This is a genomic window from Tabrizicola sp., assembly GCF_031377265.1.
Taxonomy (GTDB): Bacteria; Pseudomonadota; Alphaproteobacteria; order Rhodobacterales; family Rhodobacteraceae; genus JAUYQR01.
The window spans coordinates 1-19,376 of the sequence record NZ_JANMET010000064.1 but is presented as its reverse complement, the minus strand read 5'-3'; the positions used below and the strand labels follow the sequence as shown (position 1 = coordinate 19,376).

The 19,376-nt window shown below is 64.5% G+C and carries 18 protein-coding genes; 9 read left to right on the top strand and 9 right to left on the bottom strand.

From position 1 onward, the window contains the following. Nucleotides 1–155 precede the first annotated feature (155 nt). From RMO18_RS03760 to RMO18_RS03745, 4 genes are all read right to left on the bottom strand, one after another. Nucleotides 156–1,352 (bottom strand): phosphopentomutase, encoded by a 1,197-nt coding sequence (locus tag RMO18_RS03760; RefSeq protein ID WP_309663992.1) that lies wholly within the window; start codon nucleotides 1,350–1,352, stop codon nucleotides 156–158. Further along, nucleotides 1,352–2,662: a thymidine phosphorylase gene (locus tag RMO18_RS03755; protein WP_309663991.1), complete on the bottom strand. Its 1,311-nt coding sequence runs from the start codon at nucleotides 2,660–2,662 to the stop codon at nucleotides 1,352–1,354. The genes RMO18_RS03760 and RMO18_RS03755 overlap by 1 nt, the downstream gene beginning before the upstream one ends. Next, on the bottom strand, nucleotides 2,659–3,051 hold the full coding sequence (locus RMO18_RS03750) for a cytidine deaminase (protein WP_309663990.1): 393 nt from the start codon (nucleotides 3,049–3,051) through the stop codon (nucleotides 2,659–2,661). Before RMO18_RS03750 ends, RMO18_RS03755 begins: the two co-directional genes overlap by 4 nt. Before the next feature lie 75 nt (nucleotides 3,052–3,126). Next, nucleotides 3,127–4,206, bottom strand: coding sequence for a cupin domain-containing protein (locus RMO18_RS03745; RefSeq protein ID WP_309663989.1), 1,080 nt, complete (start codon nucleotides 4,204–4,206; stop codon nucleotides 3,127–3,129). 141 nt (nucleotides 4,207–4,347) lie between these two features. On the opposite strand from RMO18_RS03745, the gene RMO18_RS03740 reads away from it, so the two are divergent. The 6 genes from RMO18_RS03740 to RMO18_RS03725 all read left to right on the top strand — a co-directional run bounded on the left by RMO18_RS03740 (nucleotide 4,348) and on the right by RMO18_RS03725 (nucleotide 10,390). Continuing rightward, nucleotides 4,348–6,627, top strand: a complete 2,280-nt coding sequence (locus RMO18_RS03740; RefSeq protein ID WP_309663987.1) for an NADP-dependent malic enzyme — start codon at nucleotides 4,348–4,350, stop codon at nucleotides 6,625–6,627. Between the two features lie 357 nt (nucleotides 6,628–6,984). Beyond that, on the top strand, nucleotides 6,985–7,401 hold the full coding sequence (locus tag RMO18_RS21060; protein ID WP_405054000.1) for an AMP-binding protein: 417 nt from the start codon (nucleotides 6,985–6,987) through the stop codon (nucleotides 7,399–7,401). A 47-nt stretch (nucleotides 7,402–7,448) separates the two neighbouring features. Beyond that, entirely contained in the window at nucleotides 7,449–8,003 is a 555-nt protein-coding gene (locus RMO18_RS21055; protein WP_405053999.1) for an AMP-binding protein, read from the top strand. A 3-nt stretch (nucleotides 8,004–8,006) separates the two neighbouring features. Continuing rightward, nucleotides 8,007–8,330: an AMP-binding enzyme gene (locus tag RMO18_RS21050; protein WP_405053998.1), complete on the top strand. Its 324-nt coding sequence runs from the start codon at nucleotides 8,007–8,009 to the stop codon at nucleotides 8,328–8,330. Between the two features lie 108 nt (nucleotides 8,331–8,438). Next, nucleotides 8,439–8,981 carry a hypothetical protein gene (locus RMO18_RS03730; RefSeq protein ID WP_309663985.1) on the top strand — a complete coding sequence of 181 codons (543 nt, stop codon included), beginning with the start codon at nucleotides 8,439–8,441 and terminating at the stop codon, nucleotides 8,979–8,981. After that, nucleotides 8,978–10,390: a sigma-54 dependent transcriptional regulator gene (locus RMO18_RS03725; protein ID WP_309663983.1), complete on the top strand. Its 1,413-nt coding sequence runs from the start codon at nucleotides 8,978–8,980 to the stop codon at nucleotides 10,388–10,390. The genes RMO18_RS03730 and RMO18_RS03725 overlap by 4 nt, the downstream gene beginning before the upstream one ends. A gap of 27 nt (nucleotides 10,391–10,417) precedes the next feature. On the opposite strand, the gene RMO18_RS03720 is transcribed toward RMO18_RS03725, so the two are convergent. Then, nucleotides 10,418–11,185, bottom strand: a complete 768-nt coding sequence (locus tag RMO18_RS03720; protein ID WP_309663982.1) for an NAD kinase — start codon at nucleotides 11,183–11,185, stop codon at nucleotides 10,418–10,420. A 199-nt stretch (nucleotides 11,186–11,384) separates the two neighbouring features. On the opposite strand from RMO18_RS03720, the gene glyA reads away from it, so the two are divergent. After that, entirely contained in the window at nucleotides 11,385–12,680 is a 1,296-nt protein-coding gene (gene glyA, locus RMO18_RS03715; RefSeq protein WP_309663981.1) for a serine hydroxymethyltransferase, read from the top strand. 372 nt (nucleotides 12,681–13,052) lie between these two features. Here the strand turns inward: glyA and RMO18_RS03710 are convergent, their stop codons facing one another. After that, nucleotides 13,053–14,237: a GH39 family glycosyl hydrolase gene (locus RMO18_RS03710; protein WP_309663980.1), complete on the bottom strand. Its 1,185-nt coding sequence runs from the start codon at nucleotides 14,235–14,237 to the stop codon at nucleotides 13,053–13,055. 495 nt (nucleotides 14,238–14,732) lie between these two features. Between RMO18_RS03710 and RMO18_RS03705 the strand changes: the two genes are divergently transcribed. After that, a complete protein-coding gene (locus RMO18_RS03705) occupies nucleotides 14,733–15,596 on the top strand; it encodes a DUF817 domain-containing protein (RefSeq protein ID WP_309663979.1) in 864 nt (287 codons plus the stop codon). Here RMO18_RS03705 and RMO18_RS03700 read toward each other — a convergent pair. Further along, nucleotides 15,587–15,958: a hypothetical protein gene (locus RMO18_RS03700; RefSeq protein ID WP_309663978.1), complete on the bottom strand. Its 372-nt coding sequence runs from the start codon at nucleotides 15,956–15,958 to the stop codon at nucleotides 15,587–15,589. The genes RMO18_RS03705 and RMO18_RS03700 overlap by 10 nt on opposite strands. A gap of 98 nt (nucleotides 15,959–16,056) precedes the next feature. Between RMO18_RS03700 and RMO18_RS03695 the strand changes: the two genes are divergently transcribed. Then, nucleotides 16,057–16,827 carry an alpha/beta fold hydrolase gene (locus RMO18_RS03695; protein ID WP_309663977.1) on the top strand — a complete coding sequence of 257 codons (771 nt, stop codon included), beginning with the start codon at nucleotides 16,057–16,059 and terminating at the stop codon, nucleotides 16,825–16,827. 38 nt (nucleotides 16,828–16,865) lie between these two features. Here RMO18_RS03695 and RMO18_RS03690 read toward each other — a convergent pair whose 3' ends face one another. Together RMO18_RS03690 and glpK are read right to left on the bottom strand one after the other, a co-directional pair. Then, nucleotides 16,866–17,993 carry an iron-containing alcohol dehydrogenase gene (locus tag RMO18_RS03690; protein ID WP_309663976.1) on the bottom strand — a complete coding sequence of 376 codons (1,128 nt, stop codon included), beginning with the start codon at nucleotides 17,991–17,993 and terminating at the stop codon, nucleotides 16,866–16,868. Continuing rightward, nucleotides 17,990–19,376: glycerol kinase GlpK (gene glpK / locus RMO18_RS03685; protein WP_309663975.1), on the bottom strand; the 1,387-nt coding region annotated here is incomplete at its 5' end. The genes RMO18_RS03690 and glpK, both read right to left, overlap by 4 nt.

The following is a 19,376-nucleotide window of genomic DNA, read 5'->3' as shown; positions in this document are numbered from 1 at the left end:
TCAATCTTCTTTTCCTTTGCCAAACCACGGATGAACTGCGGTGGCGCAGCACCTTCCAGATGCAGATGCAGCTCGACCTTCGGCCAGTCTTTCACGCTAAAGCCCTTCCTCTTCTCGAAATATCCCGGGGTCCGGGGCGGCGCCCCGGCGGCTGATCACAGAAAACTGCGTCCCGGTCCTTGCGCAGCCAAACCCAGATGCGCCGCGACCGACGCCGCAATATCGGTGAACCCCACCTGCCCGATGGCTCGCAAGCCCGCGCCATACCCCAGCACCGGCACGCGTTCCCGCGTGTGTTCGGTGCCGCGATAGGTCGGGTCGTTACCATGGTCGGCAGTGAAAATCGCCAGATCCCCCGGCCCCAGCCGCGCCAGAAACGCGGGCAACCCGGCATCGAACCATTCCAGCGCGCGGGCATATCCGGCCACGTCGCGCGGGTGGCCATACAGCGTGTCAAACTCGACAAAGTTCGCAAAGGTCAAGGACCCCGGCTCAGCTTCCGCCCCAAGGCGCACAAGATGTTCGAAAAGGTCAGCATCACTCTTGCCCTTGTGCAGTGCGCCGATCCCCCGCATCGAGAAGATGTCACCGATCTTGCCAACCGCGTGCGTGGCGCGCCCTGCGCCCGCCGCCCAGTCCAGCAGCGTCGGCGCTGGCGGCGCAATCGCATAGTCATGGCGGTTCGCGGTGCGTTGGAAATTGCCTTCGGTTCCCACAAACGGCCGCGCGATCACCCGGCCCACCTTGCGCGCATGTAGCATCGGCGCAAGATCGGCACACAGCTTCAGCAGCCGTTCCAGCCCGAACGCCTCTTCATGCGCGGCAATCTGGAACACCGAATCCGCCGAGGTGTAGCAGATCGGCCAGCCGGTCCGCAGATGCGCGGCGAAATGCTCGGCGATGATCGGCATGCCAGAGGCGTGGCAGTTGCCAAGGATGCCTTCGGTGCCCGCCAACCGGCAGACCTCGGCCACGATGTCGTCGGGAAAGGCGGGCACCGTGTGCGGGAAATAGGTCCACTGCCACGGCACCGGCACCCCGGCCATCTCCCAATGCCCCGAAGGCGTGTCCTTGCCGGGGCTGATCTCGGTCGCGGCCCCCCAAAGGCCCGCAGGCTCCGCCTCCAGCCCCGGCGTCTGCGCCCCCGAGGCCAACCGCACTGCCGCCCCCAGCCCCAGCCCGTCCAGCACCGGCACCTTCAGCGGCCCCGACCGGCCCACCTCGGCCCGCCCCGCCGCACAGGCCTCGATGATGTGGCCCAGCGTGTTCGATCCCGCGTCGCCAAACGCCGCCGCATCCGGTGCCCCGCCGCAGCCGACCGAATCCAGCACGATCAAAAACGCCCGCCCCATCACGCGATCCTCTTCAGAACCAGCCGCGGCTCGTCCGGTGCAACCGCCGCAATGCGGTAAGCCGCCTGCACCATTGCCACCGCCGCCCGCGCCGCATCTTCCGTCGCCGCATGCACCATCGCGATCGGCACGCCCGCCCCCGCCTCCTCGCCCAGACCCGCAAGGTCCGACAGTCCGACCGACGGGTTCACCTTATCGCCCTCACGCAGGCGGCCGCCGCCCAGCTGCACCACCGCATGGCCCAGCGCCTCGCCGTCAATCGCGGCCACGAACCCGTCTTCCAGCGCCGGCACTTCCATCACCACCGGCGCCGAAGGCAGCCTGTCCGGCCAGCGATCGACAAAATCCTGCGGCCCGCCCTGCGCGGCCACCATCCGGCCAAAAACCTCTGCCGCGGCCCCCGATTCCAGCGCCTGCTCGATCCGCCCCGCACCGTCTTCCGGGTCCGCAGCCAAGCCCGCCAGCGCCAGCGCCTCGCCCCCCAACGCCGCCGTCAGATCCCACAGCGCGGTGTTCACGGATGTCCCCGTCAGCGTTTCCATCACCTCGATCACCTCCAGCGCATTGCCCGCCGCCGTGGCCAGCGGTTGGCTCATGTCGGTGATCAGCGCTGTCGTCATGCACCCCGCCCCCTGCGCCGTGGCGACCAGCGCCCGCGCCAAAGCTTCGGCCCGTTCCATCGTCTTCATGAACGCACCCGAGCCGCACTTCACATCCAGAACCAGCGCCTCCAACCCCGCCGCCAGCTTTTTCGACAGGATCGACGCCGTGATCAGATCAATGCTTTCCACCGTGCCAGACACATCGCGGATCGCGTACAGCCGCTTGTCGGCGGGGGCGATCTCGGCACTTGCCGCGACGATGGCACAGCGCATCTCGCTTACCTGCGCCCGCAGCGCCTCTTCGCTGACCCCGGTTCGAAAACCGGGGATCGCCTCCAGCTTGTCCAGCGTGCCGCCGGTATGGCCCAGCCCACGGCCCGAAATCATCGGCACATAGGCCCCGCAGGCCGCCAGCGCCGGGGCCAGCAACAACGACACGCAATCCCCGATCCCACCTGTCGAATGCTTGTCAACCACTGGTCCCGGCAGATCCCAGGTCAGCACCTTGCCGCTGTCGCGCATGCCCCGCGTCAGGGCCACCCGGCCTTCCTCGCCAAGACCCTTCAGCAGCACCGCCATCGCAAATGCCCCGGCCTGGGCGTCCGTTACAACGCCCGAAGCCAACCCTTGCGCAAACCAGCGCAACTCGTCCGCCGTAGGCTTTGCGCCGTCGCGCAGCTTGGCAATGATGCTGCGGGCGTCAGTCATGTCCGGTCCATGTGTGCGGCGGTGAAAACACCCGGCAACAACTCGGCCACCGTCATCACCTTTTCGCGCCCATCCGTGGTGCACAGGGTGACCCGCACCTCTTGTCCTGCAAACTCGGCGATCTTCTGACGGCAGCCACCGCAGGGCGGCACCGGCTCCGGGCTGTCAGCAATCACCAGCACCTCGGCAATCCGCGTCTCACCGGCTGCAACCATCGCCGCAATCGCGCCTGCTTCGGCACAGGTGCCTTCCGGGTAAGCCACGTTTTCCACATTGCAACCGCTATAGACCGCGCCCGAAACCGACCGGATCGCCGCCCCAACCTTGAACCGCGAATAGGGTGCATAGGCGTTTTCGCGCACCGCTGTTGCAGCCTTCAAAAGCGACATTTGCCTCTCCTTTTGACCATTTGGTCAGAGTGTGTGCCGTAGCACCCGCTTATGCAAGCTACGCGACAGTGCTGTCTACAGGATGCGCGTCTTCGGGTTTCCCGGCAATGACACCTCCAGCAACTGCAACTCCGGCGTCGTGTCGGAATACCGTGTCGCCAGCCCCGGCGGGATCACGAACGCATCGCCCGGCGACAGACGGAACGGCTCCTTCCCCTCGCCCTCCAGCGTCATTTCCCCCGCCATCACAAAGGTGAACAGGATATCGCCGTCATGCGCCACCCAAGGCGCCACCCCCACCGGCCGCGCCACCATCACCGACGCCACCCCCTTTGTCCCTTCGTTGATCGTGGTGTCGCGCGCCTCAAAGCCGGGAATGCGGAACGGCGCGAACGCCCCCTTGGCCCCCACGTTATGCACGAACCGCTGGCCCTGCCATTCCCGGTCGGGCCGCAGATGCGGGGTGGGCAGGGTCATCACATGGTCGATCTCGGTCACATGATCCGCAGGCACGCCGATCTCGATCACCTCGATGCCGTCGCTCGCCTCCAGCACCCGATGCCGGATTTCCGGCGGCTGGATGAAACAATCGCCCGCCGACAGCCGAATGCGATCGCCCTGATCTTCGTACACCACATCAACCCAGCCCTTGATGCAGAAGATCAGCTGAAATCCGACCTTGTGGAAATGCACCATGTCCGGCACCGGCCCGCCGTCCGGGATGCGGATATGGCTCGCGATCAACGCGCCGCCCAACCGGCTTGGCACCAGATCGCGGTAATGCATCCCCGCGCGGCCAATCACCCAAGGCGCCTGATCGGCCAGCCGCCGCACGACAAAAGCATGTTCGGTCACCGGCATCACCACCGGCGGGTTCAACTCGTCAATCTCCACCCGGGTGCCGTTCGGCGCGGTCAGCACACGTGCGCCGCCAGCAAACCCGTCGGGGTCCTCGGTCAGGATCCGCAAGGTGCCCGGTGCTTCCGGTGCGCCTTTCTGGATGCGCAGCCGCAGGCCATGCCCTGACAGCACCGCGACCTCCGGGTTGTCCGCCGGATAGATCATGTCCAGCCGCATCTTCAGCACTTTGGTAAAGAACGGCAGATCGTCGCGCAGCTCGGCAGTGGGCAAGCGGATTTCGGCGCGCGTTTCCATTGTGGCATTCCCCGTGGTTTGGCGGCATGGTGATCGGCGCTGCGACGATTTGCAAGCTGGCCCGAAAACACCTTCTTCCAAAGGCCGATTGGCAGGTTGGAAAAAGTAGTTCAAGGCTAAACCAATTTTGCGGGGGCACGGATGGACGAGGCAAGGCACGACAGCGCGCGACAGGCGGCTCTGGATTACCACGAATTTCCCAAGCCCGGAAAACTGGAGATTCGCGCCACAAAACCGCTCGCCAACGGTCGTGACCTGTCGCTCGCCTATTCCCCCGGCGTCGCCGAAGCCTGCCTCGAGATCAAGGCCGATCCCGCCACCGCCTCGCGCTATACCAGCCGCGGCAACCTTGTTGCCGTCGTCACCAACGGCACCGCCGTCCTTGGCCTTGGCAACATCGGCGCACTGGCCTCTAAACCGGTGATGGAGGGCAAGGCGGTCCTGTTCAAGAAGTTCGCCAACATCGACTGTTTCGACATCGAACTGAACGAACCTGACCCGGAAAAACTTGCCGCCATCGTCTGCGCGCTGGAACCCACGTTCGGCGCGATCAACCTGGAAGACATCAAGGCCCCCGACTGTTTCATCGTGGAACGCCTGTGCCGTGAGCGGATGAAGATTCCGGTTTTCCATGATGACCAGCACGGCACCGCCATCGTCGTCGGTGCCGCCGCCACCAATGCGCTCATCGTTACTGAAAAACGGTTTCAGGATATCCGCATTGTCTCCACCGGTGGCGGTGCTGCCGGCATCGCTTGCCTTGAAATGCTGGTCAAACTTGGCGTGCAGAGGCAAAACATCTGGCTCTGCGATCTGGATGGCCTGGTCTACCACGGCCGCACCACCCAGATGACGCCGCAGAAGGCCGCCTTCGCCCAAGGCACCACCCCGGCCACCCTGACCGATGTCATCACGGGTGCAGATCTGTTCCTCGGCCTGTCCGGCCCCGGCGTGCTGACCCCTGAAATGGTCGCCAAAATGGCCCCAAGCCCGATCATCTTCGCGCTTGCCAACCCCACCCCGGAAATCCTGCCCGACGCCGTGCGCGCCGTGGCCCCCACCGCCATCATCGCCACTGGACGCTCCGATTTTCCCAATCAGGTCAACAACGTCCTCTGCTTCCCCTTCATCTTCCGCGGCGCCCTGGACGTCGGCGCCACCGAGATCAACGACGCGATGGAACTGGCCTGCATCGACGGCATCGCCGCCCTCGCCCGCGCCACCACCAGCGCCGAAGCCGCCGCCGCCTACCGCGGTGAAACCCTGTCCTTCGGCGCCGATTACCTGATCCCGAAACCGTTCGATCCGCGGCTGATCGGCGTTGTCGCCAGTGCCGTTGCCCGCGCCGCAATGGAAACCGGCGTCGCCACCCGCCCGATCGCCGACCTTGAGGCCTACCGCCGCGAGCTTAACGGCTCGGTCTTCAAATCCGCTCTCCTGATGCGCCCGGTGTTCGAGGCCGCGCGCACCGAAACCCGCCGCATCGTCTTTGCCGAAGGCGAGGATGAACGCGTGCTGCGCGCCGCCAACGCGATGCTGGAAGAAACCACCGACGTCCCGATTCTGATCGGTCGCCCCGAGGTGATCGAGGCGCGCTGCGAACGGTACGGCCTGCCGATCCGCCCCGGCAAGGATTTCCATCTGGTGAACCCCGAAAACGACCACCGCTACCGTGACTACTGGGGCACCTACCACGAACTGATGGCCCGGCGCGGTGTCACCCCCGACATCGCCCGCGCCGTGATGCGCACCAACACCACCGCCATCGCCGCCATCATGGTGCACCGCGACGAGGCCGACAGCATGATCTGCGGCACCTTCGGCCAGTTTCTCTGGCACCTCGGTTATGTCCGCCAGATCCTTGCGCGCGGCGGCCTGCACCCGGTCGCCGCCCTCAGCCTGATGATCCTCGAAGACGGCCCGCTGTTCATCGCCGACACCCATGTCCATGCCGAACCAACGCCCGAGCAGATCATGAACACCGTGATCGGCGCTGCCCGCCACGTGCGCCGGTTCGGCCTGACGCCGAAGATAGCGCTGTGCACGCAAAGCCAGTTCGGCAACCTCGACACCGGCAATGCCATCAGGATGCGCGGCGCGCTGGAAATGCTCGACGAACGCGAACCCGACTTCTGCTATGAGGGCGAGATGAACGTCGACGCCGCCCTCGACCAGGCGCTCCGCGACCGCATCTTCCCCGGCTCACGGCTTGAAGGGGCGGCCAATGTGCTGGTCTTTGCCTCAACCGACGCCGCATCAGGCGTGCGCAACATCCTCAAGATGAAGGCGGGCGGGCTTGAGGTCGGCCCGATCCTGATGGGCATGGGCAACAAGGCGCATATCGCCAACCCTTCGGTCACTGCGCGGGGTCTGCTGAACCTGTCGGCCATCGCCGGAACGCCCGTGGCGCATTACGGATAGCATCGATTCTGCCCGATTCGCGCGGCATGGTTAAAGCCAGATCAGCGGGGCGGGCGTGTAGACGCAAGGAAGACGTAAAGAAGACGTGGTGAAGACAGCAAAAACACAGCAATCCCGGCCGGTTAACCCAGCGAACGGTGGATCCGTCCCGAACTTGGCCGTGACCGCCCCACTGCGCCCCCCCAAACCCACCAAAGCTACGGCTAGACATGCGTGGCAGGGCGAAAACCGCGATGACCTACGCCGCCTTGAAAGCCGACCCCGAGGCTATCGACCGGCTCCGCAACCCCACCCGCGCCCTTAACGGCACTCGCGCCCCCCTCTACGAACGGTTCACCGACGCACCGAGAACACCTGTTGGGATGCTGTCGACCGCCAGCCCTCGCTAGCCATGGCGCAGAGGCCGCAATCATCCATGACAAGCACGAAACACTGATCACTCACGATGATTTACAGGCCCGCGTCGCCCGTCTGGCCGGGGCGCTGAAGGCCCGCGGTATCACCAAAAGCGGCCGCGTGATCATCCATATGCCGATGGTCCCCTACGCGTTGCAAGCGATGCTCGCCTTTGCTCGTCTTCGGGCCATCCACTCGGTCGTGGTCGGTGGTTTTGCCGCCGCTGAACTGGCCGTCCGCATCGACGATTGCGCCCCCAAGGCGATCATCGCCACCTCCCGCGGGATCGAGCCTTCGCGCGGGATCCGTTACAAACCGCTGCTTGACGCGGCAGTCGACCTCGCCTCGCGCAAGCCCGATTTCTGCGTGATCCTTTAGCGCGAACAAGAGGTTGCGAAACTGACCCCGGGGGCCACGATCTCGCCTTGCACGCGTTTCAACATGGCGTCAAACCCGCCGACTGCGTGGCCGTCGGGGGCAATCACCCGGCCTATATCCTCTACACCTCCGGTACCACAGGCGCGCCGAAAGGCGTGGTCCGCCCCACCACCGGGCATCTGGTCGCGCTGAACCCCGCGTCGCACCTGCAGGCGCCGGTGCCAGCCGGCGAACTTGCCGACCCCGACACGACCCCGTGGGCTCAGCGTCACCTCAGCATACCGGTGATCGTCCATTGGTGGCAGACTGAAAGCGGCTATGCTCTTGCTGCCAATCCGCTTGGCGTCAAATATCTCCCGGTCAAGGTCGGCTCCTCCTTGGTGCCGATGCCGGGCTTCGATGTGAAAGTGCTCAACGAAGGCGGCCGCCCCGTGTCACCGGTCGCCTTGAGGACAATTGCGACCTCGCTGCCCTTTTCTCCCAGCACCATTCCAACTCTTTGGAATACCAAGCAAAGGTTCCACAGAAGCGACCTCAATTGCTTCTGTGGTTACTACAAAACAGGCGAAGCGGGCTATCAGGATACCAACGGTTATTCGTAAGTCATGGCGCGAACCAATGAAGCGATCAACGTCGCCGAATGCGCGAAGATCGGCGTGGCAGATGACCCAAAACGACAATCGCTGCCTGGCTTTCTGTCCTTGAACCAGGACGCAAACCATGTGGCAGAGGACGTCGTCGGGGAATGTGTGGCTCTGGTGCGCGACCGCATCGGCCCGGTCGCAGACTCCAATCGCTGGGTGGCGATCGACCGGCTGCCCAAGACCCGCATGAGCAAGACCCTGCCCGCCACCATCAACGATCCCGCCATTCTGGACGAGATCACGATGGGGCTGCAAAGCCTTGGGCTGGCCCAGACCCGCGACTGACGCTGCGTGAAGGGCTGGACTTCGGCAGCCCAATCGTGCACTTCTTTGCATTATGCAAACGGACATCCATCGGTGGAAACTCCTCGCAATGTTCTTGGAGGTCGGGTTATGACCGACCAATCCATCCGCCTTGCGGCAGCGTTAGACCTTCTCGATGAAGCGATCCGTGGTCTGGAACGCATTGCCCGGACACCGATAGAGCGGTCGGAGATCGAAGTGCTTAAGGCGGCCGCCGTACGCCTTTCCACTGCGTTCCGGACGAACCCAGCGCGGCCGGCGTCAAGCCTTCAGCTCATGCGGGTCTTTGATGGGGCACGGTTTCAACATCTGCTTGATCTTGGTGGCCCAGAGTATCGCTCCCTACTGCTTGATCGACTGTCCGACGATCTGCAGACTGCCCGCAGAACGGCCAGCCTTGCTGCGCAAACGCTTGATTGGGCACAGCTTCGTGGCGCGACGCATGTGCTGATCTCGCTTGTTGGCTCGGCCGGAGCGCTGTCTTTGCAAAGTCTGTCAGAACAGCTGAACGCCAACGCCAACGCCGAGGATGCCACTGGCGTGGCCGGGCTTGTTGGTGAATTGCTTGGTGAACTTGATGGTTTGATCGCAGTTGTTGCGGCCACAAAACGGCAAGACGGAACCGCAGCATGAAGCCAAACACTCAGGCCGCTCAGACCGTGCTTTTGGTCGAAGACACGCTGTCGTTGCAGCTGGTTTACCGGTCGGTTCTGGCGTCAGCTGGGCACCGGGTTACGGTTGCTGGAACGGCCGCAGAGGGGCTGGTGCAGTTTCGCAATTTGCAACCCGCTGTGGTGCTGCTTGACCTAGTTCTGCCGGATCGCGATGGCCTGATGCTGATGCAAGACATGCTGGCGTTGCGTCCGGAGACCTGCGTCATTGCGATCACCGCCAACGGGTCGGTCAATCGCGCGGTCGAGGCGATGCGGGCTGGTGCGCATGATTTTCTGGTCAAACCGTTCGACGAAAACCGCTTTCTCGGCGCGGTGCAGAATGCCTTGGCCGAACGGCTGCCGCGCAAGGCCCCTCCCGCTGTCGAAAGTGACGCCAACGACCGTGCCGTCTTGCAAGACGGGTCGTCCTTCATCGGATCATCCGACGCAATGCAGCGCATTCACGGCACCATCGCCTCGGTCGCGCGGTCGATGGCCACGGTTTTCATCACCGGCGAAAGCGGCACCGGGAAAGAGCTTTGCGCCTTGGCCGTGCATGCAAATTCGGCCCGTGCCAACGGCCCGTTCATCGCGCTGAACTGCGGGGCAATTCCGCAGGATCTGCTGGAATCCGAAGTGTTCGGCCATATGAAAGGCAGCTTTACCGGTGCCATTTCTGATAAGCCGGGGGCCGCAACCGCAGCCGACGGCGGCACGCTTTTTCTGGATGAAATCTGCGAAATGGCCCCCGCCTTGCAGACCAAACTGCTGCGGTTCTTGCAAACTTCCACCGTTCAGCCAGTGGGCGCTATCCGCCCGAGAAAGGTGAACGTCCGCATCGTCTGCGCCACCAACCGCGACCCGCTTGAAGCCGTCCGCGCCGGGCAGTTCCGCGAAGACCTTTACTACCGGCTGTTCGTCGTGCCGATCCACATGCCACCCTTGCGCGACCGCGGGCAGGACGTGATCGAGATTGCCGAGGCTGCGCTGTTCCGTTTCGCCGAAGAGGAGGGTCGCGCCTTTTATGGCCTTGATCCAGGCCTGCGCATGCTTCTGCCAAGACTACCGTGGCCGGGAAACGTGCGGCAATTGCTGAATGTGATGCGCAATGTCGTCGTGCTCAATTCCGGCGGTTGGGTGACCGAACAGATGCTGCCGCCAGGTCTGGATGCCGCACCCAGCCCCCAGATCGTAGCCCCAGTTGCTGACCAGAAAGATCCCCCGCTGGCACCGGAAAATCTGGTTGGGATGAGCCTTGCTGCCGCCGAACGCCGGCTGATCGAAGCGACGCTTTCGCGTTTCGACGGCTCGGTTCCCAAAGCCTCGCGCGTGCTGGAAGTGTCGCCCTCGACCTTGTATCGCAAGATTGAGGGCTGGGCTAAGCCCTAGCCGGCCACGGCGCCGCACCCGCAAGAGTCAAACGAATTGCTCGCCGATCAGCCGTTCCTCCAGCCCATGACCACGGTCAAACAACAGCCGGTGCAGCACGCTCGTCTCGGTGCGGATTTCGACGTTGGCCACATCCCGCACGGAAGACCGACTGTCAGCGTCAGCCATCACCGGGCGCTTTTCGGGATCGATCACGTCGAACCGCACCACCGCCGATTTCGCCAGCAACGCTCCGCGCCAACGCCGGGGCCGGAACGCGGCCATTGCGGTCAGCGCCAGAACATCCGCCCCGATCGGCAGGATCGGCCCGTGCGCAGAATAGTTGTAGGCGGTCGATCCCGCAGGGGTCGCCACCAGCGCGCCGTCGCAGACCAATTCATCCAGCCGTTCGCGCCCGTCGATGGAAATCCGCAGCTTGGCCGCCTGTGGGCCCTGACGCAGCAACGACACTTCGTTGATCGCCAACGCTTCGGTCATCTTGCCTTTGGTGTTCATCGCCCGCATCGACAGGGGATGGATCGTCGCCTCCTCCGCCGCAGACAGACGGGCGTACAATTCCTCGGTCGAATAGGCGTTCATCAGGAAACCGATCGTACCGCAGTTCATGCCATAAACCGGCAGGCCGCGCTCCTTGTGCGCATGCAGCGTCTGCAGCATGAACCCGTCGCCGCCCAACGCCACGATCACATCGGCCACGCGGGCATCCGCCTGCCCATAAAGTGCCGTCAACGCGGCATGGGCCTCGACCGCCGCCGGGGCCTTGCTGGCCGTAAATCTGATGCGTGACTGCGCCATCGGGTGCCCCTTTCGCGCCAGTCTTGGCCGCGTCACGCGGCAAACTCAACCCCCGGCGGTGGGAAACGCACGTCCGAACTGGATCGCCTCCGCAAGAATATTTCGCGACCAACAGCGAAGACGTCGCTTCCTGTCTTTCCGCAACCCATGCAGTGCTCTAAATACCGATCAACGCCGCCCTGCCGAAGAGGATATCCAGATGAACGCCCCGCACCGCGACACCGGCTTTTTCACCGAACCCCTTGCGACCAGTGATCCCGAACTGTTCGGCAGCATCACCTCCGAACTTGGCCGCCAGCGCCACGAGATCGAACTTATCGCCTCGGAAAACATCGTCAGCCGCGCGGTGATGGAAGCCCAAGGCTCGGTGATGACGAACAAGTACGCCGAGGGCTATCCGGGCAAGCGTTACTATGGCGGCTGCCAGTTCGTTGACGTGGCCGAAAACCTGGCCATCGAGCGGGCCTGCAAGCTGTTCGGCGTGGCATTTGCCAACGTGCAGCCGAACTCTGGCAGTCAGGCAAACCAGGGCGTGTTTCAGGCGCTGCTAAAACCCGGCGACACCATTCTGGGGATGAGCCTTGATGCGGGCGGTCACCTGACCCACGGCGCTGCCCCCAACCAGTCGGGCAAGTGGTTCCACGCGGTGCAGTACGGCGTGCGCAAGCAGGACCTGACGCTTGACTACGATCAGGTGCAGGCACTGGCAACCGAACATAAGCCGAAGATGATCATCGCCGGCGGGTCGGCCATCCCGCGGATCATCGACTTTCCCCGCATGCGCGAAATCGCGGATTCGGTCGGTGCCTACCTGCTGGTCGACATGGCACATTTTGCCGGGCTTATCGCCGCAGGCCTGTACCCCTCGCCATTCCCGCATGCCCATGCCGCAACCACGACGACCCACAAGACCCTGCGCGGCCCGCGTGGCGGCATGATCCTTACCGATGACGAGGCGCTGGCCAAGAAGTTCAACTCGGCCATCTTTCCCGGCATTCAGGGCGGGCCGCTGATGCACGTGATCGCGGCCAAAGCGGTGGCGTTTGGCGAAGCCCTGCGGCCCGGCTTCAAGGCCTATCAGGCACAGGTGATCAAGAACGCTCAGGCCTTGGCCGACGAGCTGATGAAGGGTGGTCTCGATATCGTCACCGGCGGCACCGACACGCATCTGATGCTGGTCGACCTGCGCCCCAAGGGCGTGAAGGGCAACGCCACCGAAAAGGCCCTCGGTCGCGCCCATATCACCTGCAACAAGAACGGCATTCCATTCGACACGGAAAAGCCGACCATCACCTCGGGCGTCCGTCTTGGCACCCCGGCCGGCACCACGCGCGGCTTTGCCGAGGCTGAATTCCGCCAAATCGGCCGCTGGATCATCGAGGTCACCGAAGGCCTCGCCGCCAACGGCGAAGACGGCAACAGCGCGGTCGAGGCCAAGGTGAAGGGTGAGGTCGAGGCCCTCTGCCAGAAGTTCCCGATCTACCCGGGGCTGTGACACCATCGTAGGGTGCGCTAAAGCGCACCTTACCTTGCCCAGCCCAAGCGCCCCGCACGACACAGGGCCGCGCCCTCCCTCGGGCGGGCGCTCCAACGGCCGACCTAGGCGCTTTATCCCGCAAACCCTCCCACCGCAGTTCGGGTGACCGACGCTGCAAAAGCGCCCTCCCGGGGCGAGGGAGGGCACGGCCCGGCGGCGCGTTCCGCGCCTTGAGTCCGGGCCAAGGAGTGTTTGTCGTCGAATGGCGGTTCGAATCCATACCGGTCATTCAGGTTCTGCGAAGGCGACCCCGAAAACAGACATTCGTTCCGCCTGCAGAATTTCCTTTCAACGACGACGACGCTCGCGCAGCGCGTGGGCGAGCGGCTGTCAGCCGTCCAGATAGACAGGCCGGCTAGTCAGCGCGACAGTGCGGCGCGCCACCTCCGCCTCGTGCGGCTCTCCGGCGGTCCAGGCGGCGACCCAGCGGCGCCCTTCACCCTCGAAGGCCAGCGCCACGTCGCCCGGGGCCGTCGGCAGCGCCTCGCGGAAATGCACACCCGCGAGGCGCGCGTTCATTTCGCGCAAAGCGTGGTAGGCAGCCTTGGGCGTGTGATCCGCCCTTGCGATGCCGTAGGTGCGCTCTTCCTTGGGCACATACTCCTCGGTCCGGTCCACCGCCACATAGGCGATGGAGAGGGGGATGCCGAGGCTTAGGTTGATCAGGAACATCCGCACAAGCACGTCGGCCTGCAGGTCGTCGGAAACGAAGTCGTTGGTGGCAAAGCCCCATTCGGTCGAGACTATGGCTACCGCCCGGTCCCCGGCGGCATCCACCATCGCCCGCACCTTTTCATATTCGGGTGCCACGACTTCCGGGTCGACATAGGGGTGGATGCTGACGGCGTCGACCAGCCCGGCAAGCCCATCGTCGAGGCATGCCTGCAGGAAGGCGAAGTCCAGCACCGGCTCGCCCACCTTGTGGCCAAGCGCGGGCCCGATGATCGCCGCGTCGGGTTCGGCGCGGCGGATAACTTCGGCAGTCGCGCGGGCCAGGGCCATGTATTCCGCAGGATTTTCGCGCGGCTCCCAGAAGTTGGCGCGGTTCGGCTCGTTCCAGATCTCCCAGATGGGGTTGGCGTCGCGGTAGCGCGTGGCGGCGGCAGCGGCGAAGGCGGTGAAGGCCTGTATTTCGATGTAGGTGGTGACGCCCTCCATCCAGCGACCGCCGTAAACGTCCGGGTTGTTGAAGCCGAGGACGAACACGGGCCTAAGCCGCCGCGCCTTCAGCCCATCTACGAACGGGTCCCAGCGCGACCAGTCAAGCCTGTGGCGCTGTGTCTCGACGTCCGACCAGAAAAGGTCGGTGCGCACAAAGCTGAAACCTGCGCTTGCACAGACATCAAGCGTTGCCTCGGAAAGGTCATGCACGGCAATGCCCATCCCATGGCCGAGGCCCGCGACCCAAGGTGCCGCGGCACCCAAGGCTGCCCGTTCCTGCGCCCTTGCGGGCCAAAGGGCCAAGGGCCCGGCAGCGAGTCCGCCAGCGGCCTGAATGAAGCGTCGACGGTGCATTTCTTGCTCCATAATTCGCGCTAGCCTAGGAACGGGGTCGCCTGATGGCAAGACCAGCACTCACCACGATGGCGGGCGGAAGCAAGGCGCATCCCCGCCCAGAACGGACTTGCTGCACCCATCCTTCGGTTTGCCCCTGCCCTTTGCACAGCTGTGCAGCTGAAAGGCAGCAAAGTCCGCATTGCAGCCATTCCCCCATGCACCCCCCCGCAAGCCCCACCAGACCTGATTCGCCCCGCATGGTTAACGCCGCGAGACCAAGACGCGCGTAGAGACGGAAGGAAGACGCAAGGAAGACGGAAAGAAGACAGGTCCCTCCCCCGAAATTCCCCTGATTACCAAAGCGTTCCCAAGGGGTTGGAGGCTCTTGCGGCCCCCACCCCTCCCCGCCCCCAAAACCCCGTTCACTTCCCCTTAACCCAACCGCCGAACCCCGGGCCTTGACGCCAACCCCGCCCCCCGGTCACATCCCAACTGCCCAGACCGAAGGCCCGCATGACCACTCCGGAAACCCGCTCCCTCGAACGCCGCATGGGCGACTGGGCTCGTGCAAGGCTTCCCTTCGCGCTGGCCGAATTCGCGATGTTCGTCCTGAAACAGGGCTGGGCCTGCCTGTTCGGCGGGCTGTTGTTGGTGGCAATCATTGCCACCAAACTGGTGTGGCAGCCCGAATGGCCCCTGCAACGCTATGATTTCCTGTTCCTTTTCGCCGTCGCGACACAAGCGGTCTTCCTTGCGACGAAACTTGAAACCTGGGAAGAGGCGCGGGTGATCCTGCTGTTCCACCTGACCGGCACGGCGATGGAATGGTTCAAGGTCAGCGCAGGGTCATGGGCCTACCCCGAGGCCGGGGTTTTCGTGGTGCTTGGGGTGCCCCTGTTCTCCGGCTTCATGTATGCCAGCGTCGGCAGCTACATGGCCCGGGTGATCCGGGTCTTTGACATGCGCTTTGCCCCCTACCCGCCATTCTGGACAACGGTGATCCTGGCGGTTGCGATCTATGTGAACTTCTTCGCCCACCATTTCGGCCCCGACATAAGGCTCTTGCTGTTCGCGGCAACGGTCGGACTTTATGCGCGCACGCGCATCTGGTTTCGCATCTCGGATCGGGATTGGTGGATGCCGTTGCCGCTTGCCGCAATCCTGTCTGCGCTGGCCCTTTGGGTGGCCGAAAACGTGGGCACGGCCACCGGCACCTGGGTGTACTCCGGCCAGCTTCCCGGTCAGATGGTCAGCTTTGCAAAGCTTGGGTCATGGTATCTTTTGCTTTACGTCGCCTTCGTCACCGTCACGCTTGTTTGCCGCAGCGCGGTGTCTGCTGAGGCTGCGCCCTTAGCTGTCAAGCCGGGTTACAAATAGCCGCGCCAGACCAGGAAGGCGATCAGCCCAAGTCCAGCGATCAACAGCCCAAGCCCTGCCGACGACAAAACCCCGCCAATAAACTCGCGGCGGCGTTTTGTTGGGTCGATGGTAATCAGGTGGCGCACGCAAATGTCATAGTGATCAGACACTTGCCCCATGTCGATCTGCCCAAGCAGCTTCGGATTCCTGGCTTTGGCGGCAGCTTCGGCAAGGCCGGCGCCGGCGTCGCGCACCCGTCTGGGCAATCCCCTGCCCGCCCGGCGCAGCTTGGTGGCAAGGCCGCGGCCCCGGATGGCAAGCCGTTCCTCCATAAGCTGCGCCACGCGATCGGCCATCTGCTGGATCGTCACCGCGCTCATGCTGCTGTCCCAAGGATATTCATGGCCTGAACCTAAGGCCAACTCCGCCGAGGTTCAACCGCTCTGGCCTGAAGCTTCCGTGATCGCTACAAAGAGCCATGCTTGTCACGCTTGTTCATCCCGCCATCACCCCATCCAATGCACCACCATTGGTCATCGCACACGGCCTTTACGGGTCGGGTCGCAACTGGGGCGTCATTGCCCGCAGGCTGGCCGACCAGCGCGACGTTGTTGCCGTGGACATGCGCAACCACGGCGGCAGCCCGCGCGCGACGGTGCAGGGCTACCCCGAAATGGCTGCCGATCTGGCCGAGGTGATCACAAGCCTTGGCGGGCGGGCCGATGTGCTGGGCCATTCGATGGGGGGCAAAGCGGCCATGTGGCTGGCGCTGACCGCGCCGGAGCGGGTCCGCAAACTGATCGTCGCTGACATCGCCCCTGTCGCCTATGACCATGACCAGACCCGCCATGTGCACGCGATGCGCGGCATCAACCTTGAGGGCATCTCCACACGGGCCGAAGCCGATGCTGCCCTGTCAGGCGCCGTCGATGACCCGGCCTTGCGCGCCTTCTTTCTGCAATCGCTGGATTTTCGGTCCAAGCCGCCCCACTGGCGGCTGAACCTTGATGTGCTTGAAGCCGAGATGGCAAAGATCGTCGGCTGGCCCGAGACGTCGGGCCAGTTCACCGGGCCAACCCTGTTCCTGACCGGGGCCAACAGCCGTTATGTCCTTGCTGAACATCGTGACCGCATCCGCGCGCTGTTTGCGCACGCGCGCTTTGCCAAGATCCCCGGCGCAGGCCATTGGCTGCACGCCGAAAAACCGCGCGAGTTCGAAGAAACCGTTCGCGTCTTTCTGAACGCCTGACGCTTTGGCCGACCTGAAGCGCCGCAACCGGCAGAGCCTCAGGCGCGCTGCAGGATTTCCTCCAGCTCCGCCGACGATAGCAAAACCGGATTGCCCTTCATCGACGACGACGCCAGCGCCGCGTCGGCAATCGCGCGATGATCGGCCGGGGCTACACCAAGATCACACAGCGCCGGCAGGCCCGCCCCTTGTGCCCAGTCTTTCAGCACCTCAGGGGCCGCTCCCGGGTCGCAGCCCAGAACAACCGCCAAAACCTCACACACCCGATCCAGCCGTTCGCGCACGGCACCTCCGGCCGCCGCCCGGTTCGCCGCCAGCACAGGCCCGATCAACGCGCCGCAGATCGCGCCATGCGCAGCCCCGGTAATCCCCCCAATCACACCCGCAAGGCCATGCACCGCGCCAAGCCCGGCGTTTGACAGCGCCAGCCCGCCACACAGGCTCATCCACGCCATCGTGTCACGCGCTGTGGCATCTTCGCCGTCCATCAGACGGCGCAGCGCCGTCAGTCCTGGCCCCATCACCGGCAACGTCAGGGCATCGGTGTAAGGGGTAGCTTTGCACGAAACGTACGGCTCGATCACCTGTACCAAAGCATCAAGCCCCGAGGCCAGCGTCACGCCGCGCGGGCAGCCATCGGTCAGCGCGGGGTCAACAATTGCCAGCCGCGCGATCATCCGGTCATCGCGCAGGCTGACCTTGCGGCCATGCTCCGGCAGGCCGATCACTGCATTGCGCGTGGCCTCGGCCCCGGTGCCGCTGGTCGTCGGGATGGCGATGTAGGGCAGCGGATCGGCACTCAACGGCAGGGCCCTGCCCACCACCTCCAGATGGTCCATCGCCGGGCTTGGCGACGGGATCAGCCCGGCCAACGCCTTGCCCAGATCCAACACCGCGCCGCCGCCAATTGCCACCACCCAATGCGGCGCATGGGCACGGGCCAGCAGCACCGCAGCCTCCAGATCGGCCAGCGTCGGTTCGCCCGGGCAAGGCAGCGCCAGCACATCCGCGCCCAGCGCCGCGATCAGCCACTCTGCCCGCATCCGGGTCGCGCCATGCACCACGATGCCCCGCGCCCCGAAGGCAGCAATCAACGCCGGTGCCTTCGCCGCCTCGCCCCGGCCAAACAGGATGCGCTGGGGGCCTGCAATCGCAAACGGCGTCATACCGACATGGTCGCCGCCACCGCCCTGCCCCAACGCGCGTATTTCGCGTCGCGGGTCGCCTTGTCCATCGTCGGGACAAAGCGGCGGTTCAGCGCCCAGCTCTTGGCAAAATCCTCCGGCCCGCCGGTTACGCCCGCCTGCATTCCGGCAAGAAACGCAGCACCCAGCGCAGTGGTCTCGGTGACGATTGGTCGGTCCACCGGCGCGCCCAGAATGTCCGACAGGAACTGCATCGCCCAGTCACTGGCCGTCATGCCGCCATCCACCCGCAGCACCCCATCGGCAGCCGTTCCCCAGTCTGCCCGCATCGCCTCCAACAGGTCGCGGGTCTGATAGCCCACGCTTTCCAGTGCCGCCCGCGCCAGTTCCGCCGGGCCAGAGTTGCGGGTCAAACCATAGATCGCGCCCCGGCAATCGGGCCGCCAATACGGCGCTCCAAGGCCGGTGAAGGCCGGCACCAGGGTAACCCCCTGTGCGGCATCGGCCTGTTCGGCCAGCGGCTGGGTCTCCTTCGCCTCACGGATGATCTTCAGCCCGTCACGCAGCCATTGCACCACCGCGCCCGCGATGAAGATCGAGCCTTCCAGCGCATAGGTCGGCTTGCCCTTCAACTGATAGGCAATGGTGGTCAGCAGGCGGTTCTTCGACGGCACCATGTCCGGCCCGGTGTTAAGCAACGCAAAGCAGCCGGTGCCATAGGTGGATTTCATCATGCCGGGGCTGAAGCAGGCCTGCCCCACGGTTGCGGCCTGCTGATCCCCGGCGACCCCAAGGATCTGGATTTCGCGACCGAACAGGTCGGACCGGGTCATGCCAAAATCGGCAGCGCAGTCGCGCACCTCAGGCAGAAGGGACATCGGAATGTCCAGAAGCCCGCAGATCTCCGCGTCCCACTCGCCCTTGGTGATGTTGTAGATCATGGTCCGGGCGGCATTGGTGGCGTCGGTCGCGTGGGTGCGCCCGCCGGTCAATTTCCAGATCAGATAAGTGTCGACGGTGCCAAACGCGAGTTCGCCCCGTTTGGCCTTCTCCCGTGCACCTTCAACGTGGTCCAGCAGCCACTTGACCTTGGTGGCCGAGAAATACGGGTCCAGCAGCAGGCCGGTCCGGGCGGTAATCATGGCGGCGTGACCCGCAGCGGTCAGCGCCTCGCAGGTGGGCGCGGTGCGGCGGTCTTGCCATACGATGGCGTTGTGGATCGGCTGGCCGGTGGCGCGGTCCCAGATCAGGGTCGTCTCGCGCTGGTTGGTGATGCCAATCGCGGCGATGTCGCGGGCGTCGATGCCGGCTTTCTCGATCGCGGCGCGGGCGGTGCCGGCGACGGTGGCCCAGAGATCCGAGGGATCATGTTCGACCCAGCCGGGGTGCGGGTAGATCTGAGGA